The sequence below is a fragment of the Pedobacter riviphilus genome (genome assembly GCF_014692875.1).
GTDB classification, from domain to species: domain Bacteria; phylum Bacteroidota; class Bacteroidia; order Sphingobacteriales; family Sphingobacteriaceae; genus Pedobacter; species Pedobacter riviphilus.
In genome coordinates, this window is sequence record NZ_CP061171.1 from 3,775,713 (window position 1) to 3,792,530 (window position 16,818).

Here is a 16,818-nt window from a genome sequence, read left to right on the forward strand (position 1 = left end):
ATGAAGAAGAACATTTTAGTAATACCTGGAGATGGTATTGGACCCGAAGTTACCACTTGGGGAAAAGCAGCATTAGAAAAAATTGGCGAAATTTTCGGACATGAGTTTACATTCGAAGAAGCTTTAATGGGCCATGCAGCTATTGAAGTTACCGGAGAGCCTTTGCCTGATGAAACTTTAGAAAAAGCAAGACAAAGTGATGCTATCCTTTTTGGAGCAATCGGTCACGCCAAATATGACAACGACCCTAGTTTAAAAGTTAGACCAGAACAAGGTCTGCTGAAAATCCGTAAGGAACTGGGTTTATTTGCCAACCTCCGCCCGATATTACTATTTGACGAACTTCTTCAGGCATCGAGTATTAAACCAGAAATTTTAAGGGGAACCGATATTTTGTTCTTCCGCGAATTAACTGGCGATGTTTACTTTGGTGAAAAAACGCGCTCCGAAGACCGTAATACCGCTTCGGATTTAATGATTTATCACCGTTATGAAGTAGAACGTATTGCGCATAAAGCTTACCAGGCCGCACAGCAACGTAACAAAAGATTATGTTCGGTAGATAAAGCAAATGTTTTGGAAAGTTCTCGTTTATGGCGCGAAACCGTTCAGGAAATTGCAAAACAATATCCTGATGTAGAAACAGAGCACATGTTTATCGATAATGCAGCCATGCAGTTGATCAAAAACCCTAAAAAATTCGATGTGGTTTTAACCGCCAATTTATTTGGTGATATTTTGACAGATGAGGCTTCGCAGATTGCAGGTTCAATGGGTATGCTCGCTTCAGCATCTGTTGGCGAAAGCACAGGTTTTTTCGAGCCCATCCACGGTTCTGCACACGATATTGCTGGCAAAGATTTAGCCAATCCATTGGCTTCTATCCTATCGGCAGCATTAATGTTGGAAATTGGATTCGGACTAAAAGAAGAAGCTAAATTATTGGTTGATACTATCGACCAGGTATTGAAAGAAGGTTTTAGAACACACGATATTGCCGACCAAAATACAAACCGGTTTAAAGTTTTAGGCACAGCCGAAATGGGCAAATTGGTTCTTAAATTCTTATCACAAAAATTAATCACTTCCTAAACTTAAGATTATGATTCACGACCCAAACAAAGTTTATATTTTCGACACGACATTACGTGACGGCGAGCAGGTTCCAGGCTGCCAGTTAGATACAAACCAAAAAGTAGAAATCGCTAAATCACTTGAGCTTTTAGGTGTTGATGTGATTGAAGCAGGTTTCCCGGTATCTAGTCCCGGAGATTTTAACAGTGTAATTGAATTATCAAAAGCGGTTACCAACCCGATTATCTGCGCTTTAACCCGTGCAAATAAAAACGATATCGATGTTGCTGCAGATGCTTTACGTTATGCAAAAAGACCTCGTATTCACACAGGAATTGGCTCATCCGATTTTCACATAAAACATAAATTTAACAGTACCCGTGAAGAAATTTTAGAACGTGCTGTTGAAGCCGTAAGGTATTCGAAAAAATTTGTTGAGGATGTGGAGTTTTATGCTGAAGATGCCGGCCGTGCCGACATCGAATTTTTAGCTAAAATGGTTGAGGCGGTAATTGCTGCCGGTGCAACTGTGGTAAATATTCCAGATACCAATGGCTATTGTTTACCAGACCAATACGGTTCGAAAATTCTTTATTTAAAAGAAAACGTAAAAAATATCGATAAAGCCATTATTTCGGTGCATTGCCACAACGATTTAGGCTTGGCTACAGCGAATTCTATCGCAGGCTTACAGAATGGTGCACGCCAGGTAGAATGTACCATTAACGGCATCGGTGAGCGCGCAGGCAATACATCTATGGAAGAGGTCGTCATGATTTTAAAAACGCATAAGGTTTTAGGTTTAAATACCCAGATTGATGCGACACGTTTTTACGAAATGAGCCATATGGTGCGCAACCAGATGAACATGCCGGTACAACCAAATAAAGCAATTGTTGGTGGAAATGCATTTTCTCACAGCTCAGGTATTCATCAGGATGGTTTCTTAAAAAACCGCGAAAACTATGAAATTATTAAGCCAGAAGATGTTGGTTTCCCTGATGCTACAATTGTATTAACAGCAAGAAGTGGCCGCCACGCTTTAAAACACCATTTAGACCGCTTAGGCCATAAATTGGAAAAAGACCATTTAGATATTGTTTACAAACAGTTTTTAGTTTTGGCCGACAGCAAACAAGGCATTAACGACCATGATTTAAATCAATTGGTTGCTTTACATTTAGCTTAATGCGGTTAGGGTTTAGTAAGCGGTTAGCGTTTTAAGACAAATGCACTAACTTATTTTTCTAAACCTGATCCGATAGCTATCGGATGGAATGAGCATGAAGCGCAGCAGAATAAAACGTAAAGCAGGACAGCTGCAACCGATGGAACACCAAACCCTGCTTTACAAAAAACACAAGTGAAATATTAGTCTCGATACTCATATCTCTCTTCTTGATACTAAATTATGGATACTACAACACCAAATACACTAGATTTTCAATCTGCACATCAACGGTTAAAAGGCGTGGTAAAACGCACACCTTTAGAGTTTAACGCCGGACTTTCTGCACATTACAATGCCAATATTTATTTAAAAAGAGAAGACCTGCAGATTGTACGCTCATATAAATTGCGTGGTGCCTATAATAAAATTAGCACGTTACCGCAAGATGCATTGATTAATGGTGTAGTTTGTGCCAGCGCGGGCAACCATGCACAGGGTGTAGCCTATTCATGCAAGAAACTAGGCATTAAAGGTGTTATTTTTATGCCAGAAATTACCCCAAAGCAAAAGGTAAAACAAACCTATATGTTTGGTGGCGACAGTGTAGAGGTAGTTTTGGTTGGTGATACTTTCGACGATTGTTTGAAAGAGGCTTTGGCTTATAGTGCCGAAAAATCGGCTACTTTTATCCCTCCATTTGATGATGAAAAAGTAATTGAAGGACAAGCAACGGTTGGTGTAGAGATTTACGAAGACCTGCCGGATTTAGACATTTTGATAATGCCTGTTGGCGGTGGTGGTTTGGCCTCAGGCGTGAGTGCTTATATGAAAACCGTTAAACCTGATGTAAAACTGGTTGGTGTTGAGCCGCTGGGTGCACCATCTATGGTTACAGCAATGGAACACGGCGGCCCTTACACTTTAGAAGAAATAGACCGCTTTGTGGATGGTGCCGCTGTAAAAAGAATCGGGCATATTACTTATGAGTACTGCAAGGATCTTCTGGATCAGATGCATTTAATCCCAGAAGGAAAAATATGTACCACCATATTAAAATTGTATAACGAAGATGCCATTGTGGTTGAACCTGCAGGAGCACTCTCCGTGGCTGCATTAGATCAGCTTAGAGACCAGATTGTAGGCAAAACGGTAGTTTGTATTGTAAGCGGTGGAAACAACGATATTGAGCGTATGCAGGAGATTAAAGAAAAATCTTTGCTATTCGAAGGTCTGAAACATTATTTCATTGTGCGCTTCCCACAAAGGCCAGGCGCCTTAAAATTATTCGTAAACGAGGTTTTAGGCCCACAGGATGATATTACCCGTTTCGAGTTTATTAAAAAAACGAATAGAGAAAATGGCCCTGCATTGGTTGGTATAGAACTTTCTAATAAAAACGATTATGCAAGTTTATTGCAGCGCATGAAAGATTTTAAATTTGAAATTATTGAACTAAACCAAGACCAAACTTTGTTTGAATATCTGGTTTAAAGATTAACCGCAAAAAACGCAGAATTTAACACGATCGTCATGCTGAATTTATTTCAGCATCTTTCTAATACGGAAAGACCCTGAACGACATTCAGGGTGACGCAAAAATAAAAAAATGAATTTCAAAGACTTAAGCAACCAGGCATTAATTTCAGACGGCGATATCGACTGGGAAAATTTAGGTGCAGGTGTAAAACGCAAAATCATGGCTTACGATAACAACCTGATGTTGGTTAAAGTAGAATTTGAAAAAGACGCCATTGGCACCATTCACAACCACCCACATTTACAGATGAGTTATGTAGCCAAAGGAAGTTTTGAAGTAACGATGGGCGATGACAAAAAGGTGTTAAATGAAGGAGACGTATTTTTTGCACCATCCAATGTATTCCATGGTGTGGTTTGCTTAGAAGCAGGCCTATTAATCGATATTTTTAACCCGCATCGGGAAGATTTTTTGATTACGTCACCCTGAATTTATTTCAGGGTCTTTGTTAAATAAGATGCTGAAATAAATTCAGTATAACGACAATTTAATTACTCAAAGGTAAACTTCACATTCTTGTAGCCCAATCCTTCAATAATTGGCTTAAGCACGGTTGTAGCATTAGTTTTCGTCTGCGTTAAAATGGTCGATTTTTTAACTTCAGCAGTAATTTGCCTTTCGGCTGCTTTATACGCTTCATCTACCAGGTCAGCTTCACGAAAGAAAGCCATTTTCGTGTCGTAAACACGAGAGTTTTTATGGTCTATTTTTACGTAGCAAATTTCAGGCTGTGGCAAATTTACTACAGCAGTGTCCGCATCAATATCAATATCTTCACGCGTAATTTTTGTTAAGTCGATACAACCTACCGCTTCGGCCTTAACAATCAACAAAACACTAGCTTCGGGCAAAAAATCTGTTTTATTTTTGTGTTCTAAAACATCGCTGATCTGATACCTCACCAGCTCTAATTTACCAATAGCCTCAATTTTTTCAACCAAAAGCTGGTGTTTGCTTTCTACAGAGGTATTGATACTAAACTTTTTAGAGATAAATAAATACCCTGCAACGACTAAAATTAACCAGGGTAAGAGGCGAAAAAAGAGCTTCATATTGATAAAAACTTGGCTGTGAACATTTGTGCATTTAATCTGTTGCACAATAATTAATCCATAAATCTTTAATTATATTTTTTTGGCAGCAGATTTGTAATAGCAATATCACACACAAATAAAAACTAATCAACATGAAAAAACTTACCATCTTAATGCTTTGCATTGCCACACTAGGTCTGGCTTCCTGCAAAAAAGAAACTGTTTATCAAGAATTAAGAGCTAAAACTTACAATTTCACTATTAACTCAAATGAATGGGTGCGCAATGCCAATGGGAGTTATTCTGTAAGTAAGCCTTTAGCCGCTATTGATGGCGTAACATTAGATGACGAAGGCGTTCTAGTCTATTTTGAGCACCCAAGTGATCCAAATGGTGATATTCAATTACCTTATACATTCAATTACAATGCTTTTAGTTATAAAGTTTCTAATGGAGGTTTAAGGTTTGATGTTCAAGACACTAATAATTTAACAGCTACAGTTCCACCTAACTATAATACTTTGGTAAAGGTTGTTATTATTCCGTCTGATTATGCTGGAAATTAAATTTTAAAAATCTTTAAAACTCCAAAAAACGACTGATGTTCAATTGAACGTGGTCGTTTTTTTTATGTTCTCCCCTGTTTAGCTGCAAGGCACGGATGTTCACACCATTTCTCTCTAAAAGCAGTTCATCGTAAAAACCTTTGTAGTACACATCCTTTACTTCATAGCGCCTACTGCTCCAACTATTGCTTATTTCGGCCCATTCGGGGTAAAACACAACGAATTCCTTTTCTGTTTTTAAACCGATTTTTTCGGCATCGGCTTTCGATAAAACCACGGCATTACCCAAAATCTGCGCAGTATAAATGTTTTTAGGATGTTGGTAAATTTCGGATGGTTTTCCAGTTTGTAAAAGTTCTCCATTTTTTAGAATAAGTAACTGATCGGCCAGGAATAAACCATCGGCAGGATCGTGCGAAACTAAAATTACAGTAACCCCTGTTTCGGAGGCTACACGTTTGATATCAGCTCGTAGCTGGTTTTTAAGCAAAGCATCAACCTGGCTAAACGGTTCGTCTAAAAGTAAAACCTGCGTATCGGCAACCATTGCTTTTGCTATAGCCACACGCTGCTGCTCCCCCCCGCTCAGTTCAATAATCTTTTTATTTTGAAGCGGTAAAATCCGTAAATGATCCATAATCGCCAAAGTTTTTTCCGCTTTGGTTTTAAGGTCGGTATTCGATAGTTGTGAGGCAATATTATCATAAACCTTAGCATAAATATTTAATGAAAAATCCTGCGTAACCATTTTCATCTGCTTGTGCCCAGGGATGAGTTGTTCGTCCGGTCCTTTAACCCACTGATTTTCGAAAAAGATTTCACCTGAATCGGTTTTCAGCAATCCGTAAATGGATTTAAGTAAAGTCGATTTTCCGCTACCGCTCTCACCAATAATAGCTACCACATCGCCCCTTTTAATGTCGAAACTTACATTTTTAATTCCACCGGCCTGTTCTGCCTGATATTGCTTGGTTAAATTTTTAACGCTGATTAGGATATTGCTCACACGGTAAAGATAAGAAAAAGGTAGAGGGTTTTAAGGAGGAAGGCTTAAGTGCAAACAAAATTACACGTGCATTATATTTTATTTTTGCACGTATACAAGCATCTGTGTATCTTTACATCAATACATCTTGACGTCAGCAATTATAAGGCCATGAACACTAAACTAACCTTAACTATAGATAAGTCTGTTATTAAACAGGCAAAAGCTTATGCAGAACAGCAAGGTAGAAGCCTGTCTGCAGTGGTAGAGAATTATTTAAAAGCTGTTATCAAAAAAGAAGAGATTGTAAAAGATGATGATGAGCTTTCTCCAATCATAAAATCTTTGATGCTCCGCCCAAAAGTAGAACTACCTGATAATTATGATTATAAAAAAGAACTGGAGAAAGTCAGGGATGAGAAATATCAAAAATATTTAAATAATAATGAAAGATAACATTCTCATTGATTCTGATGTTTTACTTGATTTTTTTCTGAAACGAGAACCATTTTTTATTGATTCATCAAAAATTCTGAATTTATGTGTCAACCAAAAAATCAATGGTTTTGTTTCGGGTTTAATAATAGCCAACACGTATTATTTGTTGAGAAAACACTTTAGTCATAAAGATATTTTGGCCGACTTTAAGATATTATTTACTTTTTTAGATATTTTAATAATTGACAAAAACGTTATTTTGAATTCAATCGATTCTGAATTCATAGATTTTGAAGATGCACTCCAAAATTTTTCGGCTGAAAACCATGGATCAATTAATGCTATAATTACGCGAAATATTAAAGACTACAAAAGGAGTAAGTTAAGTGTATTAACGCCTGCAATGTTTCTAAAAACATTATAAAACAAAAAATCCTGTCTCGCCTAACCGAAACAGGATCTGTTTTATTTGTGTGTTGCTGTGTTTTAATTTAATCCGAAGGTAACCCCGAAACTCATATTTTTTAAACCAGCTTGCTGAGAAGTGGTAAACATATCATTAAAGTAATATTTGGTAAACAAGCCTATGCCTCCGTATCCAAATCTAACTGTACCTCCGTAACGAACCGATTGAAAGTGGTAGCTATCGTATTGTTTCTCTTTACCGCGTTCTTCGCTAATCTGTTTAATTTTTCCATTTAACAAAAAGCTAACTTCAGGACCTAAAACCAGGTAAAATCTTTTACCATTTTTGTTTTCATTGGTACGGAATTCAAAATTTAATGGAATATGCACATAACTGCTAGAGAAACGGTTTTTTGAAAAATGTACGGGTGCCTGATCGGTATATACAAATTCATTAGCGTTTTTAGCAATGGTAATATCTTTTCTCAAACGGATTAAAGTCCAATCGAAACCACCAGCCACATACACTTTAAAGTTAGAGTTAAAACGGTAGCCAAGCTGTAACACGTCAAAAGAGAATGTACTGGTTTTGCCACCTTTATAATCCAGAAAATCGTTGTTTGGAGATAGATTAAAGCTGCCATTGTCGATTAACCTGGAGAAACCCCAGTCAATTCTGGTGAAGGTAATTCCACCTACAAAACGGCCTTTTTTTACTGAGTCTGATTTAGTTTTAAGGATAATGCCATGTCCTTCGCTATAATCGATTTTCTTTTTGGTACTATCTTGTTGAGCAAAAGCACCAGGAGCCATAACACCGGCAAGCCCGCTTACCAAAAGTGTTGTATAAATTAGACGTTTCATATGTGTGTATTATTGAGTTATTGAATGAGTGAATTATTGAATGTTATAAAGTTGAATATGTAATATTTAAGGTTCAGATACTAGCAACTGTGAACTGCTAATTGAAAACTGTTTACTTCTTATTTCGTTTACCTATTTTAAATGGACCGATATTGATCGATGCAAGAGAAGAATCATCATCATCCGTACGGAACTGGATCAACTTATCTTTTCTCTTATCCACTTTATTTACAATGAGGTTGATCACATCGCCCATATTACGGACACCTTTATTGCTTTGTTCGTTATCGTTAACAGGTCCTTCAGTTTTAATTTCTGTTGGATTAGCAACTATTACAGTTTCCTCTTTGGGTTGCAGAATCGCCTCTTCAATTTTCGTATTGATATCTTTTTTAGGTTCCTCAACTTTTGCTATAACTATTTCCTGTTTTATCACCTCAGGTGCAGTAATTATGCTTTGTTTTCCCTTTATTGTAACAGGCCTTACGTCCTTTTTAACCTTTGTTTTGGCAATAGTGCTTACCGCTTTAGGTAGAGCTGGCAAAACCGGTGCAATATTTTCAACTACTGTAGCTGGGGTATCTTTGGCAACAGGTTCCTGTACCTCAGGTTTAGTTTTTTCAATGGTATTACTGGCCAATTGTTTATGCTCGCTGGTTGTATTTTGTTGTTGATAAAGCAAAATCCCAATGGTAGCCACCAGTAAAACCGCTGCAGCCGATAACCAATAAATTGGTAAAGCTCTTTTTTTCTTCGGCATTATTTCGCTTTCTATATTGCTCCATAAATCCCTCGATGGCGTTACTTCTGCATCAGCAAAAGCATCCTTAAACAACTGATCAAAATCTTTATCCCGTATAGGTTGCATAACCAAATCCCTCCATTTTTATAATTTCTTCTTTTAATATTGCCCTAGCCCTTGATAACTGCGATTTACTCGCCCCTTCCGAAATCCCAAGTGTTTCTCCAATTTCTTTGTGCGAGTAGCCTTCTATTACATACATGTTAAAAACCATGCGGTAACCATCTGCCAATTTCTGTATCACTTTCATTAAATCCTGCATACCCAAAGTACCAAAATCAAATCCGGTTGATGGCTGCTCGTAAGCTTCGTCTATTTCTACCACATTTAAGCTGCGTAAATTTTTACGGTAACTTTCAATCGCAGTATTCACCATTACTCTTCTAATCCAGCCTTCAAAAGAACCATCGCCTCTATACTCTTTTATTTTCTGAAAAATTTTAATATACCCCATCTGCAGCACATCTTCTGCCTCCATTCTATCTTTGGCATATCGCATACAAACGGCCAACATCTTCGATGCCGTTTGCTTGTAAAGCAGCTCTTGCATCTTCCGGTCGCCAGCTTTGCAGCCTTCCATCAAATCGTTTATTGTATAGCTTCGCGTCAATTTCATTGTGTGTTTGTATATAGAAGATGGCAGATTACAAACAATGGTTGCATGGGGTGAGAAAAAAAGTTAAATAAAGTTAAAATTAGCTCAATACCAACTGATTATCAATAAGATATAGTTTAAATAAATTTCAAGAAAGATATAGATTTTTTATTTGAAAATGAACATGCAGTATTTCATCGGGAGCAGCAGTCCCGTGCCAAAGGCACTCCTTTGGAGCCATTCGCTTTAAAGCCTCGGCTCGTTCCTCACCTTCGTATTTTCGCTGCTATCGGGTTTAGGAACATAGGCCAGTGGCTTAAAAACAATAAACCCCGCAGGTTTTTGAAACCTATGGGGTTTGAAATTTTATGAGTTTAACCAGCCTAAACCTTACATCTTTTACTGCTCACTCTTCTTCACCTTAAATAATTTAAAATCCTGTTTATAGGTCAAGAAAAACGAGTGGTTAAACTGAAGTTGTTTATCGGTATGATCGAGATCGATATGCGGTTCGAAACGTACATCAAGATAAAAGTGTGGAATCAGTTCTTTTTGGTATGCATAACGCAACGAAACAATGTTTCTAGCACTCTGCTTCAAACCTGGACTGTACAGGTTATCTGAAACCGATTCATAAAGCGGCATACCTTTAATCGAAATAAAGTTATTGCCTTTCCAGTAAGAAGCCACCAAACTGCCCCATTTACTTTCTACACCCGCATTTAACCATAAACCAAAGCCACCTTGGTAAGCTCTTCTTTTATCAGGTGAAAAATCTTTATACACCGCAATATAGTTATCGGTATATACCTGTTTAATATTGGTGTTAATTTCCTTATGAAGTTTTAAACCTGTTGCACCGTTAAACATGGTGGTAATCGGAATTTCTTTAAGCACATCAATTTGTCCACCTTGATGGAAAGCCAAAAATTGGGCAGGCAAACTAAATTTCCAGCCATTTCCTTCAGCAATAGTACTTTCAGTAGATAAACCTCCAATAATTTCTTCTTTGGTCGGATCACCCTTGTAAATCATTTTCTGCCAGGCAATCCAGGCATCCAAAGTAAATTTCTTACGTTCCACCAATAACTGCGTACCATACTCAATTGGTGTAGTTATTATTCTTTCGAAATCGTATAAAGGTTCGATATATTTATGCTGGATGTTACCTTCTAAACTACCAAAAATCAAAGTGAGATTCCGCTTATGGTATTTTACGCTGAACAATGGTTTCGCATCAGAAATCCCGTTCCTGCCAAAATCCTTTCTGATAAATGCACCAGCAGTGATGGCCAGATTTGGATGTGCGTAGTAAACGATTTGCGGCTGCAACTGTGTTCCATAATAAGTGTAACCATCATGAAAATCGTTAGTATACTCGTAATTGCGAACGTAGTTTAAATTATAAAAATTAAAGTGAACCTCATTGGTTAAGCTGCTATCTGGCCGGATCCGGTTTTCAAAAGCCAATTGATTAAACTGAGCCGAAGCGAAATAAACACTAAAAAGAAATGGTAGTAAGAGTAAGGCCTTTTTCAGACCTGTATTTGTAGACATGGGCTTGGATTTTATCGCCCAAATTTAGAATAGTTTTTTATTAAATTATCAAGGACAGGGTATCAAGTATCAAGAAGTCGGTGCAAGTTTACGCAAAGGAAACAAAGTGAATATAGGTTGAGCACCACCAAGGCACAAAGAACACAAAGTTTTCTTAAATAACATTCTTGGCCACTTTGTGGCGAAGATTATTCCCCATGTTTTTTACGATAGTTCTTATACAGCTTAACTGCAATCATAATGGCCATCGCCACGCCCATTATACCAATTAAACCGTAAATCCAGTTAATGGCACTTTTAAGGATGACCACGAATACAATGGCAATCATAAAAATGGTAGCCAGCTCTCGCCATAACCTCAACTGAAAGCTTGTTAGCTTGTATTGATTATTTTTAAGCTGTTTAACGATGTTTTGGCAGATGAAATGATAGATAAGCAAACCAATAACAAAACCCAGCTTAACCCACATCCAATCGGCTTGAAGCAAATCCGAGTTTAAAGTTAACATGGATGCACCCGCCAAAACCGAAATGATCATGGCCGGGGTAGCAATAATTTTCCATAAAGTAGCCTCCATTTTAACAAACTGTTTCTGAAGGATACTTTTTTCAGGTTCAGGTTTATCGTTTGCTTCTGTGTGGTAGATAAAAAGACTAAGGATATAAAACAATCCCGCCATCCAGCTAATTACAAATACAATGTGTACTGCAAGAAAATAGTGGTAATATGGCAATAAGGTTTCTATCATACCAGATTATATTGAACAGGGCTCAATGATATTATTTTTAATTAATACTTAACTGCAAGTTACATTTTAACGTTTCAAAATTATACTCAACGTCATGCTGAACTTGTTTCAGCATCTTTTACTCAAAAAGACCCTGAAATGAATTCAGGGTGACGCATCGTTTTAATATTAATTGAATTTAGTTTAATACCTAAATTCTTTAACAACCTCAATTGCGTACTTCACATTATCGAAAGGAATATCTGGCATAATACCATGACCTAAGTTAAAGATAAATCCTTCAGTACCACGCATACGTTCGAATAACTTATGGATCTGTGCTTTAATTACCGCTTTATCGGCATATAAAATATGTGGATCTAAATTCCCTTGCACGGCAATACCCTTTGGTAAAGCATTTTTAATGTTCAATAAATCAGCATTCCAGTCAACCGAAATTACATCTGGTTTGGCCTCTGCCATAATCGGAGCAAAAACCGAACTTCCTTTACAGAAAGAAATCACCGGAATATCTTTTCTGTTTAAGTTAGCAATGATTTCCTGAATATAACGGTGAGAAAACTCCTGGTAATCATTCCATGATAAAGCAAGTGCCCAACTATCAAAAATCTGAACAGCGTTAACACCAGCAGCAATCTGAAGATTCAGGTAGTCAGCTGTTACTTTAGCAATTTTAGCTAAAAGTTTATGCGCTAGCTCTGGTTGGTTGTGTATAAAGAGTTTGGTTAATTTAAAATCTTTAGATGAACCTCCTTCAATTAAATAACTCATTACGGTAAATGGCGCACCTGCGAAACCGATCAATGGGATTCTGCTATCCAATCGTTGTTGAATCACTTTAATCGCATCGGCAACGTATTGCAATTCATCCAAACAATCAACATTTAAGTTTTCAATGTCTTTAGCGGTACGTACCGGATTTGCAAACTTAGGTCCAACACCCTGAGTAAAACTCAAATCGCCACCCATAGCCTCTCCGGTTACCAGAATATCACAGAATAAAATCGCGGCATCAATATCCAGCAAATCAACTGGTAACATGGTCACATCTGCAGCAATTTCTGGGTTTTTACACATCTCTAAAAAAGAGTATTTGTTTTTAATTTCCCAATATTGTGGCATAAAACGACCTGCCTGACGCATCATCCATACTGGTGGGCGTTCAGTTTGTTTTGAAAATGCTGCGTCTAAAAATAAGTTATTCTTCATGATTTGTATTTGCTGTCTCACTACGCGTCATGCTGAATTTATTTCAGCATCTTTCTTTAGTTAGATCCTGATCCCGAACGTTCGGGACAGGATGACGGGCTGCCTAAATTTTTAATTGCGCAAAGGTATAAATAAAAAAAAAACGAAGTACCTTTTTATCAAAAACTGGTGCTTCGTTTGTTCAAAATGACAATATTAATATTATAACTTGCTTATTTCCTTTTCAATTTTAACGATAATGTCTTTCGAGCGTTGCGTTTCGGCAAGTTCTTTGGCCAATTTCGTATAAGCTTCTGCCCTTTCTTTATCTTTCTTACGCAAAGCCAGATTAGCCAAATGGATCAGTACGTACGATTTCTCATTTTTACCTCCCACGGGAAAGCGGCTTGCCAACTGAAAATGATACTCAGCCTTATCATAGTCCTCTTCCTTCAAAGCCATATTGCCCTGCATGAATTCGTAATAACCCCTTCGGCTTTTAGCCAAGCGCTCTGGCTTAACCACCTCAGCCAATAAGGCTTTGGTTTTACCGAATTCGTTATTTTTGAAATGCTTCGATGCCATTAAAACCGAACTGTGCTTAAAATGACTCCAAACAACAAAGGCAAACAATAATCCTGAAACAGCAGCCAACTGGTATTGATTATAAAAAATACAAACCAACGCAGCCAGCACAAAAACGGCCATTAAAGCATACCTGCCTTTATTATTGTACATTAATGACTATCGGTAAATTTATAGCCTACCCCACGGATAGAGTGGAAATAAACTGGATTTTTTTGATCTGGTTCGAAATACTTACGGAACGTTAAAATAAAGTTATCGATTGTTCTGGTTGATGGGTAAACATCATAATTCCAAACCGTTTCTAAAATCTGCTCTCTTGAAACGGCATCGTTTTTACGCTCGATCAACAGTTTTAACAACATCGTTTCTTTTTTCGTTAACGGTGTGATGGTACCATCATCATGTTTCAGTTCGAAAGAGTTAAAATAGATTGTTTTATCACCGATTTTGTAAGAATTCAATTCTTTTAAATCATCAGATTTTAAACTGCGTTTAACCAAAATACCAACACGAAGAATTAATTCTTCTAAGTTGAAAGGTTTAACCAAATAATCGTCAGCTCCTTTTTTCAAACCTAAAACACGGTCTTCTGAAGTGTTTTTAGCTGTTAAAAACATAATCGGAACTTCTGCATTCTCTAAACGGATTGTTTCGCAAACCTGGAAACCATCCATCTCAGGCAACATTACATCTAAAATAATTAGATTAAAGCGTTCTTCTTTAAAAATTTTAAGAGCGGTTTTTCCGTCTTTAACGGCGTGAACTTTATAACCCTCAAGTTCAAGGTTTAATTTGATAGCATCTAACAAGTGATCCTCGTCTTCTACCAATAGAATTCTTAATTTTTGTGACATAATTGAGATTAACTAAATGTTACTTCAAAAATACTTCCTCGAGGCAAATTGTCTTTTACTGTAATATCTGCATCATGGTATTGTAAAACCTCTTTCACAATAAACAAGCCTAAACCTGTTCCTTTCGCTTTTCTGACATTCTCGTTACCAACGCGGTAAAACTTATCAAATATCAACATTTTTTCGGCATCTGAAATACCTGGCCCCTGATCCATCACACTTAATTGAATATGCCCATCAACCTTGTTTAAATGCACATTTATCTCATCACATGGGTTCGAATACTTCACCGCATTCTCAATTAAATTCGTTACTACTGACGATAAGGCAAATTTGTCACCTACTATCTGCAAATTTGGCTGAATTTTAGCATTTATGATCTGCTCGCATCCACAAGAATGAACCTGTAGCCTATCTGTAATTTTATACACTAATTCGGAGAAGTTAAATTCTTCCTTCGGAAAAGTATACGAACGGTTTTCAATCTTGGTGGCCAACAGCATATTTTCAACCAGGTCATCCAAACGCTCAATATCTTTTAGCGAATTGTTAAGCAATGAAGTTTGGCGTGCTTTATCCAAATCACGTTTAACAATGGTTTGGATAGAAAGTTTTATCGCTGCCAAAGGCGATTTCAGCTCGTGGGTAATCGACATCAAAAAGTTCTGCTGTTGTTCCCTTAGCTTATCCTCACGTTTTAACGATTGGTGAAGGAAATACCCACCGATGCAGAGCAAAAACAAAAACACCGAACCTTCGCCCATAATCATCGTCATGCGGCTGGGCTGCAAACGCACTACCAAGGTTCCCCATGAAATGAGTTGAATAAGTGCGTAAAGCAATAATGCGTAAAATATGATTATAGATTTCTTCATTCGTCGATTTTTCCTTCGGGTTGATTACACAGGTTTTTGGATTTCACAGATTGTTTTCCCTCATCCTAGCTTAAAGAAGCCTTATTTCTTAAAAACCAAATCTAATGCTTCAAAAATAGCACGTTTCGCTTTCTCCAATTCTATCTTCGTATGTGCTGAAGATACGAAACCAACTTCATATCCTGATGGGCCTAAATAAATTCCTCTATTCAATAACTCCCTGTGCATAATTTTGAATTTCTCCATGCTATTGGCATCAATATCATCAGCAGATTGGATTTTATCTTTATCGGTAAAAGCAAACCAGAAGATAGAACCAATGGTAAATACTTTAAATTTATAATTACGCGCCGTTGCAAAACGTTGAATGCTGGCCACAAATTCTTGTGCTTTATTATTCAGATCCTTATAAAAACCAGATTTACTCAATTCGGTTAAGGTTGCAATACCTGCTGCCATGGCTACCGGATTTCCAGATAAGGTACCTGCCTGATAAACACCACCATCAGGGATATGTGCGCCATAATTTCAGCGCACGCACCATACATCCCAACAGGCAATCCGCCACCTATGATTTTGCCATAAGTAACAATATCTGGTGTAACGCCATAATGTGCCGCTGCACCTTCAAAACCAACTCTAAATCCGGTAATTACTTCATCAAAAATTAAAAGAGAACCGTTATCGGTACAAATTTTACGCAAGAAATGGATATATTCTTCATCTTGAATAATCAATCCATTATTTGCCGGAATACCTTCTATAATTACCGCAGCAATCTGATCTTTAAACTGCGCAAAAGCCTGCTCTATGGCCGTTTTATCATTTAAAGGAACAACAATGGTTTCTTCGGCAAAAGATTTTGGTACACCCGCAGAAGAAGTTTCGCCAAAAGTAACCAAACCAGAACCTGCTTTAACCAAAAGCGAATCGCTATGGCCGTGGTAACAGCCTTCGAACTTTAAAATTTTATCGCGACCCGTAAAACCTCTTGCCAAACGTATTGCCGACATTACAGCTTCAGTACCAGAACTCGTAAAACGGATTTTCTCCACAAAACGATTGTTTTTGATAATCAGTTCGGCCAATTCATTTTCCAAAGCTGTTGGCGCACCAAAGCTCATTCCATTCTGCATTACCTCGGTAACTTTTTCGCGGATTTTAGGGTTGTTATGCCCCAAAATTAGCGGTCCCCAGCTTCCGCAAAAATCGATAAACTGATTGCCATCGGCATCCCATATATAGCAGCCATCACCTTTTTCGATAAAAAGTGGTGTACCGTAAACAGATTTAAAAGCTCTTACAGGTGAGTTTACGCCACCTGGGAAATACGTTTTTGATTTCTCGTACAGTTCGGCAGATTTTACCCTCGAAATATCAGGCTTACTGCCTGTATTTACCGGAATATCGGCTTCGTTGCCTGAAAACATTTTCTTTAATGAATCTAACATTTTTATTAAGCTTAAAGCTGAAAGACTAAAGCTTAAAGCGAAAAGTAAAGCACTATAAAATGGCTTTGGTCTTTTTGCTTTCAGC

Annotated in this window: 18 protein-coding genes and 1 pseudogene; 7 read left to right on the forward strand and 12 right to left on the reverse strand. The window is 37.5% G+C overall.

What is annotated here, in order from left to right:
• The 4 genes from leuB (at window position 1) to H9N25_RS15425 (ending at window position 4,211) form a co-directional block, all read left to right on the forward strand.
• On the forward strand, window positions 1–1,092 hold the full coding sequence (gene leuB / locus H9N25_RS15410) for a 3-isopropylmalate dehydrogenase (RefSeq protein ID WP_167296839.1): 1,092 nt from the start codon (window positions 1–3) through the stop codon (window positions 1,090–1,092).
• 10 nt (window positions 1,093–1,102) lie between these two features.
• Window positions 1,103–2,263: a 2-isopropylmalate synthase gene (locus tag H9N25_RS15415; RefSeq protein WP_147224933.1), complete on the forward strand. Its 1,161-nt coding sequence runs from the start codon at window positions 1,103–1,105 to the stop codon at window positions 2,261–2,263.
• A gap of 222 nt (window positions 2,264–2,485) precedes the next feature.
• Window positions 2,486–3,736, forward strand: coding sequence for a threonine ammonia-lyase IlvA (gene ilvA, locus H9N25_RS15420; protein WP_190326466.1), 1,251 nt, complete (start codon window positions 2,486–2,488; stop codon window positions 3,734–3,736).
• 115 nt (window positions 3,737–3,851) lie between these two features.
• A complete protein-coding gene (locus H9N25_RS15425; protein ID WP_190326467.1) occupies window positions 3,852–4,211 on the forward strand; it encodes a cupin domain-containing protein in 360 nt (119 codons plus the stop codon).
• A gap of 62 nt (window positions 4,212–4,273) precedes the next feature.
• Here H9N25_RS15425 and H9N25_RS15430 read toward each other — a convergent pair whose 3' ends face one another.
• Window positions 4,274–4,834, reverse strand: coding sequence for a DUF4230 domain-containing protein (locus H9N25_RS15430; protein WP_190326468.1), 561 nt, complete (start codon window positions 4,832–4,834; stop codon window positions 4,274–4,276).
• A gap of 134 nt (window positions 4,835–4,968) precedes the next feature.
• Here H9N25_RS15430 and H9N25_RS15435 point away from each other — a divergent pair, with 134 nt between their 5' ends.
• On the forward strand, window positions 4,969–5,382 hold the full coding sequence (locus H9N25_RS15435; protein ID WP_167296843.1) for a hypothetical protein: 414 nt from the start codon (window positions 4,969–4,971) through the stop codon (window positions 5,380–5,382).
• 13 nt (window positions 5,383–5,395) lie between these two features.
• Here H9N25_RS15435 and H9N25_RS15440 read toward each other — a convergent pair whose 3' ends face one another.
• Window positions 5,396–6,388 (reverse strand): ABC transporter ATP-binding protein, encoded by a 993-nt coding sequence (locus tag H9N25_RS15440; protein WP_190326469.1) that lies wholly within the window; start codon window positions 6,386–6,388, stop codon window positions 5,396–5,398.
• A 150-nt stretch (window positions 6,389–6,538) separates the two neighbouring features.
• On the opposite strand from H9N25_RS15440, the gene H9N25_RS15445 reads away from it, so the two are divergent.
• Both H9N25_RS15445 and H9N25_RS15450 read left to right on the forward strand, forming a co-directional pair.
• On the forward strand, window positions 6,539–6,823 hold the full coding sequence (locus H9N25_RS15445; RefSeq protein WP_167296845.1) for a DUF6364 family protein: 285 nt from the start codon (window positions 6,539–6,541) through the stop codon (window positions 6,821–6,823).
• On the forward strand, window positions 6,813–7,229 hold the full coding sequence (locus H9N25_RS15450; RefSeq protein ID WP_167296846.1) for a PIN domain-containing protein: 417 nt from the start codon (window positions 6,813–6,815) through the stop codon (window positions 7,227–7,229). Before H9N25_RS15445 ends, H9N25_RS15450 begins: the two co-directional genes overlap by 11 nt.
• A gap of 62 nt (window positions 7,230–7,291) precedes the next feature.
• Here H9N25_RS15450 and H9N25_RS15455 read toward each other — a convergent pair whose 3' ends face one another.
• From H9N25_RS15455 to hemL, 10 genes and pseudogenes are all read right to left on the reverse strand, one after another.
• A complete protein-coding gene (locus tag H9N25_RS15455) occupies window positions 7,292–8,074 on the reverse strand; it encodes an outer membrane beta-barrel protein (RefSeq protein WP_167296847.1) in 783 nt (260 codons plus the stop codon).
• Window positions 8,075–8,186: 112 nt separating this feature from the next.
• Entirely contained in the window at window positions 8,187–8,942 is a 756-nt protein-coding gene (locus tag H9N25_RS15460; RefSeq protein WP_190326470.1) for a hypothetical protein, read from the reverse strand.
• Window positions 8,923–9,456 (reverse strand): RNA polymerase sigma factor, encoded by a 534-nt coding sequence (locus H9N25_RS15465; RefSeq protein WP_223833400.1) that lies wholly within the window; start codon window positions 9,454–9,456, stop codon window positions 8,923–8,925. The genes H9N25_RS15460 and H9N25_RS15465 overlap by 20 nt, the downstream gene beginning before the upstream one ends.
• A 414-nt stretch (window positions 9,457–9,870) precedes the next feature.
• Window positions 9,871–11,028 (reverse strand): hypothetical protein, encoded by a 1,158-nt coding sequence (locus H9N25_RS15470; RefSeq protein ID WP_190326471.1) that lies wholly within the window; start codon window positions 11,026–11,028, stop codon window positions 9,871–9,873.
• Window positions 11,029–11,216: 188 nt separating this feature from the next.
• Entirely contained in the window at window positions 11,217–11,777 is a 561-nt protein-coding gene (locus H9N25_RS15475) for a CopD family protein (RefSeq protein WP_167296850.1), read from the reverse strand.
• A gap of 183 nt (window positions 11,778–11,960) precedes the next feature.
• A complete protein-coding gene (gene hemE / locus H9N25_RS15480) occupies window positions 11,961–12,986 on the reverse strand; it encodes a uroporphyrinogen decarboxylase (protein ID WP_190326472.1) in 1,026 nt (341 codons plus the stop codon).
• Window positions 12,987–13,187: 201 nt separating this feature from the next.
• Window positions 13,188–13,703, reverse strand: coding sequence for a hypothetical protein (locus H9N25_RS15485; RefSeq protein WP_167296852.1), 516 nt, complete (start codon window positions 13,701–13,703; stop codon window positions 13,188–13,190).
• On the reverse strand, window positions 13,703–14,407 hold the full coding sequence (locus H9N25_RS15490) for a response regulator transcription factor (RefSeq protein WP_025146905.1): 705 nt from the start codon (window positions 14,405–14,407) through the stop codon (window positions 13,703–13,705). Before H9N25_RS15490 ends, H9N25_RS15485 begins: the two co-directional genes overlap by 1 nt.
• An 8-nt stretch (window positions 14,408–14,415) precedes the next feature.
• A complete protein-coding gene (locus tag H9N25_RS15495) occupies window positions 14,416–15,282 on the reverse strand; it encodes a sensor histidine kinase (protein ID WP_190326473.1) in 867 nt (288 codons plus the stop codon).
• 81 nt (window positions 15,283–15,363) lie between these two features.
• Window positions 15,364–16,733, reverse strand: a pseudogene (gene hemL, locus H9N25_RS15500) (glutamate-1-semialdehyde 2,1-aminomutase).
• Window positions 16,734–16,818: the final 85 nt, after the last annotated feature.